Below are 13,707 nucleotides of genomic sequence, written 5' to 3' on the forward strand. Positions count from 1 at the left end.
AACGCTTAAGCGGGATCGATATCGCCGAAAGGATCCTCGAAATTGAATTCCGGATTTACAGAATCGTCCTGAGACGCTGCTGCGGCGAGAGGATCAATTTCCTCATACTCGAGCTGACCAGCTTGAATCTCGCGCAAACCGATCGACAGGGGTTTTTCCTGCGGATAAGTCTCGACAAGCGGGCCAACGTTTTCGAGAAGACCTTCGCCTAGCTGAGAGTAGTAAGCGTTGATCTGGCGAGCACGTTTAGCCGCAAAAAGAACCAGACGATACTTAGAGTCGACACGCTCAAGCAGATCGTCAACCGGCGGATTAGTGATGCCTTCAGGAATGTCAGTGCTCAACACAAGCCTCTTTTAGAAATCTAGGGTTTAGTAATCAGCTGCTGTAGGCAGCCCCATTAACTCTACCAGTTGATCAACTGTACGGTCGATTTCATCATTGACAACAACAGCGTCAAATTCATCTGCCGCGGCCAATTCGGTCTTCGCGCTCTGGAGTCGTCTCGCTTGTTCCTCTGCAGATTCAGTGCCCCTACCGGCTAGTCTGCTCACAAGTTCGTCCCAGCTAGGCGGAGCCAAAAAAATTTGGAACGCGTCAGGCATTGTCTTACGAACTTGGCGAGCACCCTGCAGATCAATCTCTAACAGGGCGATGTTTCCGTCAGCCACCGCTTTTTCGACAGGTCCACGTGGAGTTCCATAACGATACTTCTTATGGACGCGAGCCCACTCAAGTAGCCCATCGTTATTTACTAGCTCATCGAATTTTTTATCATCCACGAAGTGGTAATGAATCCCGTTGGTCTCCCCGGTACGAGGAGGCCGTGTAGTCATTGAAATTGATAAAAAGAGATCGGGATACCTAGCCATTAAATTTGATACAACGGTTCCTTTACCGACACCAGCAGGACCGCAAATAACAAAAACTTTAGACATGTTTATAAATACGCCACGTCAAAATAATTAAACACGAACTGACTAGGCACTTTATCCGAATTCTTTTGACAAACTCGCAATCTGGTTAGGGCCTAAACCTCTGACCCTTCGATTTTCCGCAATTGCATGTCGATCCATTGCTTTAGCGGCAGTAACTGGGCCAACGCGCGGTAAAGATTTAAGCAAATCGATTACCCTAATGTGCGCTAGGCTGTCATCATTTTTGCATACTCCGAGAGCCTCGCTCAGGTTAATTTCACCATCGCGGAGCTTCCTCTTGAGCTCCGCTCTAGCCCTACGCGCTCTCGTCGCAGCAGCGCGTGCAGCTTGCAACTGCTCATCAGTTAAGTTCGGAACGGCCACTTTATCCTCTCCATTGAACAAGATTAAAGCCAAACCTCTTGGACAATTGACGAGATTATCAACTATCCCCTAGGTACTAACTGTAATCTCAATTCGGTCGGAACTCCTATTTTTTGAGTATCGAAGCAATTGATTTTGAAACATAGTCGATATTCGATGTGTTTAGGCTCGCAACACAAATTCTGCTTGTATCTGTGCCGTAAATACCGAATTTCTTTCTTAGCAATTGCATCTGTTCCCTAGTCAGACCTAGGAAGCTAAACATACCGGCCTGTCTTACTATGTGGTCCATGTTTTGTTCCACACCTGCGTTTTCAAGTCCCCTAAGTAAGGCAGTCCTCATCTGTTTGATCCTGTCACGCATCTGACCTAGCTCAATCTGCCAGCTATCGTAAAGATCATGATCGCCCAGTACTCTGCTGACCATCATGGCGCCGTGCGTCGGAGGATTTGAAAAGTTCGTCCTGATCACGATCTTTACCTGAGATTCAACCTTCTTGGCCTGCTCAGAGTCGTCGCAGATTATCGACAAGGCGCCAACTCGTTCTCCGTATAGAGAAAAGGACTTGCTGAACGAGTTAGCGATGAAGACATTGGGCAGCTTGGCTGCGAATGTGCGAGGCACATAAGCATCCTCTTCCGTGCCATCGGCGAATCCCTGGTATGCCATATCTACGAATGGGACTAAATGACGTTCTGAGATAATCGAAGCAATCTTGTCCCACTGAGCGTGCGTTAAATCGTATCCAGTCGGATTGTGGCAGCACGCGTGCAAGACAACGATGGTTCCGCTTGCTGCGGCCTTCAGATCGGCGCACATGCCCGCGAAATCAACCTGCCGGTTAATTTCGTCGTAGTACCTATAGGTTTCGACCTGGAAGCCGGCACGCGAGAATATTCCCCTGTGGTTCGGCCAAGTCGGCGAAGAGATAAGAACCTTTACCCTTGGGGTAAGACGGTGCAAAAAATCTGCTCCGATCTTGATGGCTCCAGTTCCGCCAAGCCCCTGTACGGTAACAACACGACCGTCACTGATCAGGGACGAGTCCTCACCGAATACTAAACGCTTAACGCTTTCGTTGTATTCGGGGATACCGGTGATCGGCAGATAGTTTCGCGGGTTAGCCTCCTTAACCATCTGTCGTTCGACTTGGCGTACGCAATCTAAGAGCGGAAGTCGTCCTTCTTCGTCGTGGTACACGCCCACACCAAGGTTAACCTTGTTCGGATTGTCGTCATTCCTGAATGCTTCGTTTAAGCCCAGAATGGCGTCTACCGGTGCTTGTTCCACGCTAGTGAACATTGACATGTTTGAAATCTTCCTGGTTTATTAATTGTTGTTTCAGGCTTCTAATACTGCAGCTCGGAGCTTGTCCGCATCGGGGCCGGCGGAGAGAATCCCGCGCGAAGAACTAGGCAAAACCTTATTTACTGCTTTCCCAAACAGCCGGTCTAGTTCAGAGATCTTTCCACCCTGTGCTCCGATGCCCGGGGCAAGAATGGAGCCAGCGAAATCGCCCAGAGAAACGTTGCTATCCTTCGTTGCCCCAATTACTAGGCCGACGTAGTTAGTGCCCGCTGCAATGTTTTCAGCGTGAGCTGCGGCAGCGATATCGTCAGAAACGGTAGCTCCTGCCTCCACCTGCGCGCGCTGCAATCTCTCGCCCTCGGGGTTAGAAGTGCGACATAGAACGTAGACTCCGCGATCATTTTCTTTTGCTAAGTCCAGAGCCGGACGTAGTGCCTCGAAGCCACAGTATGGGCTAAGAGTAATCGCGTCTGCGGCAAGCGGAGCATCTGCTGAAAGATAGGCGTTTGCATAGGCAGCCATGGTTGACCCGATGTCTCCTCGTTTCACATCGAGAATGCTCAACGCACCAGCTTGCCTAATGTCCTCTAGCACCCGTTTGAGTGCCATAGTCCCCTCAGGGCCAAAGCATTCGAAAAACGCTGACTGCGGCTTGAAAACACCGACAGTCTCGGAAAGAGCAGCTACGGTGTCGCGGGCCATCTTTTCGGCACCCTTAACGTCGTAATCAAGGCCCCACTTTTCAACGAGATTTTTATGTGGGTCGAGTCCGACGCAAAGATGTGCACGCTCGCGACAAATTTTCTCTAGTCGGTCGATATAAGGTGCCAAGATAACTCCTACGGCTGGGTTAGCGTATTAATTCCGGATACTAGGGCAGGCCCGTTGAAAATGAAGCCTGTGTAGATCTGAACAAGTTGAGCGCCCACGTCAAACATTGATTGCGCATCTTTCGGAGTCATGATGCCGCCAACACCCATGACAGGAAGCTCGGTTCTGCTAGTGATCTTTTCGACCATTTGCAACGAAATCTTAGTCAGCGGAGCTCCAGAAAGACCCCCGGCTTGGTTGGCTAAATGGACATCGTGCTGGTTCAGATCACCGCGAGTAATCGTCGTATTGGTGGCGATGATTCCTGAGGCTCCGGCCTCTTCACAAATGCTGATTATCGAAGCCAGTTGATTATCGCTCAGATCAGGAGCCAACTTCACGAAGATCGGAAGCGGGTCGTCTTGATTTAGATTCTCGGCCTGTTCAACCAGGGCGGAAATCAGTTTGCCAAGAGATTTGTCGTCTTGAAGATTTCGCAGTCCAGGAGTGTTCGGGCTGGATACGTTAATAGCAACGTAGTCGGCGTAATCTGCAAGAATGGACAGAGCGGTTAGGTAGTCGTCGGTAGCTTCTTCTAGCGGAGTTACCTTGTTTTTTCCGATAGAGATGCCTAGAGGCAGACCGACTTTTTGGTTACCTCGTCTGATTCCGGCCGCAGAGAGTCTACGTGCCATTGCCTCGGCGCCTCGGTTATTGAAACCCATCCGATTGATAATTCCCTCGGATGGAATCAACCGGAACAACCTTGGTTTATTATTTCCAGGCTGCGGGCGAGGCGTTACCGTTCCCAACTCGGCGAAACCGAAACCTAGTTTCGCCCAAGCCCTAACCGCTCGAGCATCCTTGTCCAAGCCAGCAGCAACGCCTACCCTGCCTGGAAACTCAACGCCCGCTACTGTGACGGGATTACGCCTAGGCCCGATTACCTGCGCGCAAAGATCTAAAACCCCTTCTGGCAGATCGCCAAGGGCCCTAATCATCTGCTCGTGGATTACCTCTGGGTTTCCTTTGTAGGATTTGAAGAGAATTCCGCGCAAAACGTGCTTGTATCCGTTCAGCAGGAACCTGGCACGTAGCTCATCAAACATTGAAACTCCTAGCTATTGATCTTCCAGGCCGAGCCGGATTTCTTAGCCCAATCTTGCAAAGAGCAGACTGAGATGTTGCCCGCCTTTTCGGCGACAATTCCTTGAACTGCTGCTTCCAATCCCTGGACAGTGGTGATAATCGGAACCTGAGCCAAGATTGCGGCAGTACGAATCAAATAACCATCAGCTCGTGGAGAGCCGCCGCTAGTTTCGCCGGTTGGCGTATTGAAGATGAGAGCGATTTCGCCGTCTTTGATGAGATCGGTGATGGTTGGTTCGCCGTTAGGTCCGATGCCCTGAGAGTGTTTGCGCACCTGAGTGACAGATATTCCGTGCAAGTCGAGCATCGATGCGGTGCCTTCTGTTGCCAGCACCTCGAAGCCCATGTCAGCGAGTATTTTGACCGGGAAAATGATGTTCCTCTTATCTCGGTTAGCTACCGAGACGAAGACCTTACCGCTTGTTGGCATGGAGCCGTAAATGGCCGACTGTGATTTGGCGTAGGCGACTCCATAAGAGGTATCGAGGCCCATGACCTCGCCGGTGGAACGCATCTCAGGGCCGAGGATACTATCTACAGTTCTCCCCTCAGGCGTCTGGAAACGGCTAAAGGGCAGAACTGCTTCTTTAACCGAAATCGGCATTCCACGCCAGGTAAACGCGCCGTCGTGTTCTGGCCTCAGCCAGCCTTCCTTGCGAAGATCGGCGATGGACTTACCGAGCATAATCAACGTTGCGGCTTTAGCCAGCTGAGTATTAGTCGCCTTAGAAACAAATGGGACAGTACGTGAGGCACGAGGGTTAGCTTCAATCACATAAAGCATGTCGGATACCAAGGCGTACTGAATGTTGACCAGTCCCCTAACGCCTACGCCCTTGGCGATCTCTTCAGTAGCGTGACGAATCTCTTCGATCACCGAACGCCCAAGCGTAGCGGCGGGCAAAGTACAAGAGGAATCGCCGGAGTGGACACCTGCCTCCTCGATGTGTTCCATCACGCCACCGAGATAAAGTTCTTTGCCGTCATAAAGTGCGTCGACGTCGATTTCGATCGCGTCATCCAGGAACCTGTCCACTAGAACTGGCAGGTCGGGGCTAATCTGAGCAGAATTTTCGATGTAGTACTTCAGCGCTTCATCGTTGTAGACGATCTCCATGCCGCGCCCGCCCAATACATAGCTAGGACGAACAAGAACCGGATATCCAATCTCGTTTGCGATCTCCTTGGCGTCCTCGAAGCTGTGAGCCATGCCATGCTTAGGGCTGTGCAAACCCGCGTTCGTGAGGACTTCACCGAAAGCTCCGCGCTCTTCTGCAAGATCGATAGCCTCAGGGCTGGTACCGATGATCGGCAAGCCTGCTTCGGCAAGATCCTTAGCCAGCTTGAGTGGTGTCTGTCCACCGAGCTGGACGATGACGCCGGCAATCGGTCCTGCCTGCTGCTCGGCATAGTAGATCTCCAGGACGTCTTCAAGCGTCAGAGGCTCGAAGTAGAGACGATCGGAGGTGTCGTAGTCGGTGGATACGGTCTCGGGGTTGCAGTTGACCATGATCGATTCATAGCCAGCGGCAGAGATCGCCATAGCTGCGTGCACACATGAGTAATCGAACTCGATGCCCTGCCCAATTCGGTTAGGCCCAGAGCCGAGGATGATGACTGCAGGACGGTCTCGCTTCTGAACCTCGCTGACCTCGTCGAATGTTGAGTAATGGTACGGGGTTCGCGCGGAGAATTCTGCGGCGCATGTATCGACAGTCTTGTAGACCGGATGGATGCCAAGTCCCCATCGAATCTGCTGAACAGCTTGTTCGGAGATATTTCTTAGTTCTGCTATTTGCACGTCAGATAGCCCGTGACGCTTAGCCTCGCGAAGCAGTTCGGGGGTGAGTTCCTTTGCCTGCCTGACCTGGCCTGCGACCTCAACGATAAGAAGGAGCTGATCCAAGAACCAGGAATCGATCTTGGTTGCTTCGTGTAGTTCTTCGACGCTGGCTCCTGCTCGGAGCGCCCGCACTAGGTCGGCGCACCTGCCATCGTAAGGACGAGATACCTTCTTAAGCAGTTCGGACTTATTTCCGGGATCTGCGCTGAAGTCGAAGGGTGCGTCGCTATCCTCTAGCGACCTCAATGCCTTACCCAATGCCTCCGTGAAGTTTCGGCCAATAGCCATGGCCTCACCGACCGACTTCATATGTGTCGTCAAGGTATCGTCTGCGCTCGGGAATTTCTCGAAGGCGAAACGAGGAACCTTTACAACCACATAGTCGAGAGTCGGCTCGAAGCTTGCTGGGGTTTGCTGGGTGATGTCGTTAGTGATCTCGTTCAGCGTATAGCCAACCGCAACCTTCGCCGCGATCTTAGCGATCGGGAACCCGGTCGCCTTAGATGCCAAAGCCGATGACCTGGACACTCGAGGGTTCATCTCGATGACGATCATTCGACCGGTCTTGGGGTCAATCGCGAACTGGATGTTGCAGCCACCGGTGTCTACACCGACCGCGCGAATGATCGCGATGCCCGCGTCGCGCATCAACTGGTACTCGCGATCCGTCAAGGTCATAGCGGGTGCAACAGTGATCGAGTCGCCAGTGTGCACGCCCATTGGATCAAAATTCTCAATCGAGCAGATAATAACCACGTTATCGGCGCTATCGCGCATCAATTCAAGCTCGAATTCTTTCCAACCCTGAATCGATTCCTCAACCAACACCTCAGTGACGGGGCTCGCATCGAGACCGATCTTCGCCATCTGTTCTAGCTCTTCAGCATTGTGCGCGAAACCGGAACCTACGCCACCCATGGTGTAAGAAGGCCTCAGAACGACGGGGAAACCTAGCTGCTCTGCCGCGTCGCGGATCTCGTCCATTGTGTGGCAAACAACACTTCGAGCCGATTCAGCTTTACCGAACTCGAACTCGGGTAGGTTCTCCACAACCTCCCTGAATGCTTCACGGTTCTCGCCCCGAGTGATTGCCTCAACGTTTGCGCCGATTAGCTCTACACCGTATTCAGCCAAGACACCGCGTTTATCTAGCTCGACTGCCGTGTTAAGCGCTGTCTGGCCCCCAAGCGTAGCCAACAGCGCATCGGGACGTTCCTTCTCGATTACTTTGGCAACCGCTTCCGGTGTGATCGGCTCGACATAAGTCGCGTCCGCTAGCTCCGGGTCGGTCATAATCGTTGCAGGGTTGGAGTTAACGAGGATTACCCGGTATCCCTCTTCCCTGAGCACGCGGCAGGCTTGAGTGCCTGAGTAATCGAATTCAGCTGCCTGTCCGATCACGATCGGGCCCGAACCGATAACAAGAATTGATTTAATGTCTGTGCGTTTAGGCATTCTGCATTAACCTCACAAATCGATCGAACAGGTGCTCTGCGTCGTGCGGACCAGCCGCTGCTTCTGGATGATATTGAACGGAGAAAGCTCGAAGCTTTCCATCCTTGTGTAGCTCCAATCCCTCGACCACGTCATCGTTCAAGCAGATGTGGCTGACTTTGACCTCGCCAAACTCTGTCTTGGTTGTTTTATCGAGAGGGACATCCAACGCGAAGCCATGGTTGTGTGCGGTGATATCAATTCGACCGGTCTCACGCTCGAGAACCGGCTGGTTGATTCCGCGGTGGCCATATTTAAGTTTGTAGGTATCGAATCCAAGCGCTCGGCCAAGAATCTGGTTTCCGAAGCAAATGCCGAATAGCGGCAAGCCCTCTTCTAGTACCCTCTTGGTGAGCTCTACTTCTTGGTCGGCCGTAGCAGGATCCCCTGGCCCATTCGAGATAAAGAACCCATCCGGGTTAACTTTGAAGATCTCTTCCCACTCCGTTCCAGCAGGGAAGATATGCGTTTCGATCCCCCTCTTGGCCATCTCGCGCGGAGTGTTTGCCTTAATTCCTAGGTCTAAAGCAGCGACAACAAACTTCTTTTCACCCATCGCCGGAACTACGTATGGCAGGCTTGCTGTTACTTCCTGAACCAGGTTGGCCCCAGCCATTCGTGGCTGGTGTCGGACTTTTTCAAGCAGCTTTTTCTCGTCGGTGTCCTCCGAGCTAATAGCCATTCTCATTGCTCCAGATTCACGCAGGTGGATCGTGAGTGCGCGAGTGTCCAGATCGCAGATGCCGACAATTCCCTGGTTAATGAGCTCATCTTCCAGGCTTCTATCGGCACGCCAGTTGCTAACCACTCGAGCTGGGTCCCTGACCACATAACCGGCAACCCAGATACGGTTGGATTCGTCATCCTGATCATTCCATCCGGTATTACCAATGTGCGGCGCGGTAGCCACGACAATTTGACGGAAATAGCTCGGGTCGGTCAGTGTCTCTTGGTAGCCAGACATCCCAGTCGAAAAAACTCCCTCGCCGTAGGTTTCGCCTGTCGCACCAAAACGTCGGCCGTGAAAGACCCGCCCGTCTTCTAAAACCAATATTGCTGGTTGACGATTAAAATTCATCGCTGGGTCCTTTCCCTCAAGCGTTAACGCTTGGTTCTAACGGCCTTCGCCAATAGTCCGTTTAGGAATTTGACTGAATTATCTGTGGAAAATTCATCGGCGAGCTCTACGGCTTCGCTGATAACTATCTTGTCGGGCGTCTCTGTGTGGTCGATTTCCCAAATGGCGATTCTCGCTAGGCAACGATCGATAGCCGGCATCCGTTCCAGCGTCCAATCGCCAGAAACGCATTCGTCGATTCGATCGTGAATAGCATCGAGATTATCCATGACGCCGTGCACGATCTCTTTCGTGAACGGTCTCATGCGCTCAGGCACGCGGCATGACTCGTCGACTAGCACCTCTAGAGGATCAGTCTGGCGAAGCTCAGACTGATAAAAAATGTCTAACGCGGCTTTACGAGCCTTGGTGCGGGCACTGTGATGGCGTTCAGCCATGTCCTCCGAAGAGATTTTGACCGCACCAGGCACGGGCGGGATTTCAGACATTAGTTAACGCGGCCCTGGTACTCGCCGGTGGAGGTGTTCACCTTGATGCGCTCACCCGTTGTGATGAACAGCGGAACCTGAATTTCACGGCCGGTCTGCAAAGTAGCAGGCTTAGTGCCACCGGTAGAACGATCGCCCTGCAGGCCAGGCTCAGTGTAGGTAACTTCCATTTCGACGTTGGCGGGAAGTTCAATGTACAGTGGGTTGCCCTCGTTGGTGGCGACGTTGACCATCATTCCGTCAAGCAAGAAGTCCTTGGCGTCTCCGACCAGGGCCTCGGGAACGATCAACTGTTCGTAAGTATCGGTATCCATAAACACGAATCCGGTGGCATCCTCGTACAGGTACTGCATGTCCTGACGGTCCACGTAAGCCATATCAATCTTGGTATCTGCGGGGAAGGTTCGATCTACCACCTTGCCGTTAACAACGTTACGGATCTTGGTACGTACAACCGTGTTACCCTTGCCGGGCTTGTGGTGCTGGAACCAAAGCACCTGCCAAAGCTCGCCATCGAGGTCGAGGATCGTGCCGTTTTTGATGTCATTAGTCGTGGCCACTTGGATGCCTTTCAGATCAATTATTTATTTACCCGGGCGCTTGAACCCAACCCTGTATTCTAGCGATTGGCGTTAGCTACAACCAATCGCTTGATTTTAAGCGTTATATACAGCTGCTGAGAATTCTAGTTGACTAGCTCCTTTAATTTACCAATCTAGGTAGCCAACCGCGCTTTACTCGTCAGATGAACGCAGGTTTCGCACTCAGCGTTTATCCTTCGCATCCAAAACGGCCTGCTCTCTTGCCTTTGCGTGTGGCAAGCTGACCTCTCGTAAATATTTCTGGGTTTCTTCACCGTGCCCGGCTTGGGCAATAGCGTCGGCAAGGTTCAAGATGTCGGAGGCAGATCTGTTTTGGCTCATCTTGGCTTTTCCAATTACCTCTGAAACGCGTATTTCAACACCAACTAGCGCTCGAGTCATTTTGGCCAGTTTATGCGAGCTGATGGATGAGAAATCCCATGAAGGGTCATGCTGTTGGGAGAGCTCGAAAAGCGACTGTTTGATCCATTCTGGGTCTTCGTGCGCAAGCAGTTCCCCACGCATATGAACGGTGATGTAATTCCAGGTCGGCACTACCTGCGGTCGTCGGAGAAGATCCTGTTCAGAGCCAGATTGAGGAGTCCACCTGGGCGGTATGTATAGATCAGGACCGTTGAAAATAACCAGCGCCTGTCCTTCATGGCTCCACTGCTTGTTCACCTTAGATAAATGGGCTTTGAGCGTGCATGACTCGTCGTGCCACGTAACGCTGAAGGGTAAAAAGGTTGCTTCGAGACCGTCTGGGCCAGTCGTCACGAGGTCTCCGGCTAATCGGGAGTTGACGAACTCACGAGCCTTGTCGGCTGGCATTTTAAAATGAGCTGGGACGTACATTTTAGCCTCGCAAAGACTCGTAGCATTGCCTGAGGATTTCCTCATCAGGATTTTCTATCAGAGTCGGAGTGCCTAGCGACTCCAAACCAATGAAGCGCAAGGTCTTACCCCTAGACTTCTTGTCCAGACTCATCAGCAGCCTTAATTCGTCGTAAGGCGCAGCCGAATACGCAGTCTCTAGCCCCAATGCACCAATCAGCTCTCGGTGAATTTTCAGGTCTTCAGCTGACAATCCGGCAATTCTATGAGAAAGTTCAGCTGCGAACACCATGCCGAGTGCCACTGCTTCGCCGTGGCGCATCTTGAAATTCTCGAAACGCTCAATCGCATGGCCCATCGTGTGACCATAGTTGAGCAGTTCTCTGCCAATATTGCCCTTCGACGAGGTTCTCTCGCGCAAATCAGCGCTCACCACCTCTGCTTTGAAGGAGATTCCTCGTGTGATTAGTTCTTTCAGTCGATCAGACCCGACTTTTTTGGCGTCCTGCGGATCTTCTTCGATCAGATCGAGTATTTTCGAATCCCTCACGAACCCTGCTTTAACCACTTCGGCGAGCCCCGAAGTTACCTCTCGGGCAGGAAGAGAAGCGAGGAAATCTAAATCGGCAACGACCGTCCTCGGCTCATAGAAAGCACCTACGAGGTTCTTCCCCTGAGGCAAATCAATGCCAGTTTTTCCTCCAACCGCGGCGTCAACCATACTAAGTACTGTGGTTGGGACGCTGATGTAACCGACTCCCCTGAGATACGTTGCGGCCACGAACCCGGCCAGGTCGGTAAGGGCTCCACCTCCGACGCCGATGACGACATCGTTCCTGGTGAGCCCATGCGAAGCCAGCGTTTGCCAACATTGATCCAGCGTCTGCACATTCTTGGCATGTTCGCCGTCATTGACTTCGATCGAGTAGGTATCGACGTCTAGGCTCTTGGCGACCTCCAGGGCATAATTCTCTACAGAAGCAGTATGAAATATGGCAACACGATTCGCATCACCCAGGTAATTCGCTACTTGGCGGCGGGCACCATGACTGACATGCACTTGATACGGATTATCGGCAGCGACCTGGATCATTTCACGCTTCCTCGAAATTTCGAATGATTTCGTCTACGACTTCTTCGGCGGCCAAACCATCGGTAGAGACCTGCCACCTCGACACCTCTTCGTAAAAAGGGCGCCTTTCTGCATAAAGCTTTTCCAATTTAGCCAACGGATCTCCTGTAAGCAGGGGCCTTGAATCTGCAATACCGACACGGCCTGCCGCACAGGTTGAGGAGACTTTCAACCAAACAACCGGGTAGTTCTTAAATATTTTTCGAATAGCGGGATTGGTCACTGCTCCACCTCCAGGTGAAAGGACGGACTTGCTATTCAAAAGTGCACAGATCGTATCGACCTCTAGATCTCTGAAATGCTTCTCGCCGTTTTCAGCAAAAATCTTCGAGATCGTCTTGCCGGTGTCTTGCTCGATTTTCTCATCGATATCAAGAAAATCAACGTTCAACCGCTTCGCTAGCAGACGCCCTACCGTGGTCTTCCCAGCTCCAGGAAGACCAACGAGAATAATCGGGAACCTAGAACTCATGGATCGAAAGTTTACGATCTGCTATTTGGCGAAGGTAGGAGTGGAAATTGCGCTTGGTCTCCACGAGACTATCTCCACCGAACTTTTCTATCGCCAACTCAGCGATGACTAGGGCGACTGCGGCTTCAGCGACTACACCAGCTGCTGGAACTGCACAGACGTCCGAACGCTGGTGATGGGCCTTGGCCTCCTCACCTGTGGCGACATCGATCGTGGTTAATGCGCGCGGGACAGTGGCGATTGGCTTCATAGCTGCACGAACCCGCAGCACCTCACCGTTACTCATGCCACCTTCAGTTCCACCAGAATGCTGGGTGCGGCGAATTATTGCTCCGTTAGCATCTCGCAGGATCTCGTCATGAGCTTGGCTACCAGGCACACGGGCCAGATCAAAACCGTCCCCGATCTCCACCGCCTTGATCGCTTGAATTCCCATTAGAGCGCCGGCGAGTTTAGCATCCAATTTTCTGTCTGCTTGCGAATAGCTGCCAAGACCCGGAGGAAGACCCCATGCAAGTACCTCTATCACACCGCCTAAGGTGTCTCCCGCCTTATGGTACTCTTCGATTTTTTTCTGCATCTTCTTGCTGGCGTGCGGGTCGAAGGACCTTACCGGATCGGCATCGATTTGGGGCAGGTCAGCCATTCTCGGGAACCTGTCGTAGTTAGCTTCTACGCCGCCCAACCCTACGACGTGGCTGAGCACGGTGATGCCGAAAGCCTGAGCCAAAAAATTTTGCGCAACTCTTCCGATTGCTACCTTCGCCGCAGTTTCTCGTGCACTAGCGCGTTCCAGTACTGGACGCGCCTCAGAAAAATCGTACTTCTGCATTCCGGCTAAATCTGCGTGGCCTGGACGAGGCTTAGTCAGCGGGGCGTTCCGAGCAAGTTTAGAAAGAGCCTCTTCTCCTACAGGATCCGGAGCCATAACCTGCTGCCATTTAGGCCATTCAGTGTTACTGATCATGATCGAGATCGGAGTCCCGATGGTTTTTCCGTGACGCACACCGGCGAGAATCGTTACCTCGTCCGCCTCAAACTTCATGCGAGCTCCACGACCGGCGCCCAGACGTCGTCTGGCTAACGCGTCAGAGATGTCTTCCGAAGTAACTTTTACGTGGGCTGGGATCCCCTCTATCGTCGCGACAAGCGCTTTACCATGAGACTCACCAGCGGTTATGTAACGGAACATGGGTTCCATTATGGCCGAGAAAGC

Annotated in this window: 14 protein-coding genes; all 14 read right to left on the bottom strand. The window is 52.3% G+C overall.

The genetic code is table 11. From position 1 onward, the window contains the following. Window positions 1–5: 5 nt before the first annotated feature. The gene (rpoZ, locus tag HMPREF1255_RS02625; protein ID WP_024110691.1) at window positions 6–344 is read right to left on the bottom strand and encodes a DNA-directed RNA polymerase subunit omega; all 339 of its coding nucleotides are present in this window, start codon (window positions 342–344) and stop codon (window positions 6–8) included. Window positions 345–371: 27 nt separating this feature from the next. Then, window positions 372–938, bottom strand: coding sequence for a guanylate kinase (gene gmk, locus HMPREF1255_RS02630; RefSeq protein ID WP_024110674.1), 567 nt, complete (start codon window positions 936–938; stop codon window positions 372–374). Between the two features lie 51 nt (window positions 939–989). Continuing rightward, entirely contained in the window at window positions 990–1,301 is a 312-nt protein-coding gene (gene mihF / locus HMPREF1255_RS10025; protein WP_036916789.1) for an integration host factor, actinobacterial type, read from the bottom strand. Between the two features lie 106 nt (window positions 1,302–1,407). Next, entirely contained in the window at window positions 1,408–2,610 is a 1,203-nt protein-coding gene (locus HMPREF1255_RS02640; protein ID WP_024110860.1) for an amino acid aminotransferase, read from the bottom strand. Window positions 2,611–2,643: 33 nt separating this feature from the next. Next, complete coding sequence (pyrF, locus tag HMPREF1255_RS02645; protein ID WP_016455972.1) at window positions 2,644–3,441, bottom strand: orotidine-5'-phosphate decarboxylase; 798 nt, start codon at window positions 3,439–3,441, stop codon at window positions 2,644–2,646. Between the two features lie 8 nt (window positions 3,442–3,449). Then, complete coding sequence (locus HMPREF1255_RS02650; protein ID WP_024110788.1) at window positions 3,450–4,529, bottom strand: quinone-dependent dihydroorotate dehydrogenase; 1,080 nt, start codon at window positions 4,527–4,529, stop codon at window positions 3,450–3,452. An 8-nt stretch (window positions 4,530–4,537) separates the two neighbouring features. Next, window positions 4,538–7,867: a carbamoyl-phosphate synthase large subunit gene (gene carB, locus HMPREF1255_RS02655; protein ID WP_024110904.1), complete on the bottom strand. Its 3,330-nt coding sequence runs from the start codon at window positions 7,865–7,867 to the stop codon at window positions 4,538–4,540. Continuing rightward, the gene (carA, locus tag HMPREF1255_RS02660) at window positions 7,860–8,984 is read right to left on the bottom strand and encodes a glutamine-hydrolyzing carbamoyl-phosphate synthase small subunit (RefSeq protein WP_016455969.1); all 1,125 of its coding nucleotides are present in this window, start codon (window positions 8,982–8,984) and stop codon (window positions 7,860–7,862) included. Before carA ends, carB begins: the two co-directional genes overlap by 8 nt. Window positions 8,985–9,007: 23 nt before the next feature. Then, a complete protein-coding gene (gene nusB, locus HMPREF1255_RS02665; protein WP_016455968.1) occupies window positions 9,008–9,472 on the bottom strand; it encodes a transcription antitermination factor NusB in 465 nt (154 codons plus the stop codon). After that, the gene (gene efp / locus HMPREF1255_RS02670; protein WP_016455967.1) at window positions 9,472–10,032 is read right to left on the bottom strand and encodes an elongation factor P; all 561 of its coding nucleotides are present in this window, start codon (window positions 10,030–10,032) and stop codon (window positions 9,472–9,474) included. Before efp ends, nusB begins: the two co-directional genes overlap by 1 nt. A 204-nt stretch (window positions 10,033–10,236) precedes the next feature. Further along, window positions 10,237–10,953 (bottom strand): FMN-binding negative transcriptional regulator, encoded by a 717-nt coding sequence (locus HMPREF1255_RS02675; protein ID WP_024110767.1) that lies wholly within the window; start codon window positions 10,951–10,953, stop codon window positions 10,237–10,239. Next, the gene (gene aroB, locus HMPREF1255_RS02680) at window positions 10,910–11,980 is read right to left on the bottom strand and encodes a 3-dehydroquinate synthase (RefSeq protein ID WP_016455965.1); all 1,071 of its coding nucleotides are present in this window, start codon (window positions 11,978–11,980) and stop codon (window positions 10,910–10,912) included. The genes HMPREF1255_RS02675 and aroB overlap by 44 nt, the downstream gene beginning before the upstream one ends. Window position 11,981: 1 nt before the next feature. Next, window positions 11,982–12,491 (bottom strand): shikimate kinase, encoded by a 510-nt coding sequence (locus tag HMPREF1255_RS02685; RefSeq protein WP_016455964.1) that lies wholly within the window; start codon window positions 12,489–12,491, stop codon window positions 11,982–11,984. Beyond that, window positions 12,481–13,683 (bottom strand): chorismate synthase, encoded by a 1,203-nt coding sequence (aroC, locus tag HMPREF1255_RS02690; protein WP_036916996.1) that lies wholly within the window; start codon window positions 13,681–13,683, stop codon window positions 12,481–12,483. The genes HMPREF1255_RS02685 and aroC overlap by 11 nt, the downstream gene beginning before the upstream one ends. Window positions 13,684–13,707: the final 24 nt, after the last annotated feature.

Origin of the sequence: Propionimicrobium sp. BV2F7 (assembly GCF_000510445.1) — a bacterium.
Lineage (GTDB): Bacteria > Actinomycetota > Actinomycetes > Propionibacteriales > Propionibacteriaceae > Propionimicrobium > Propionimicrobium lymphophilum.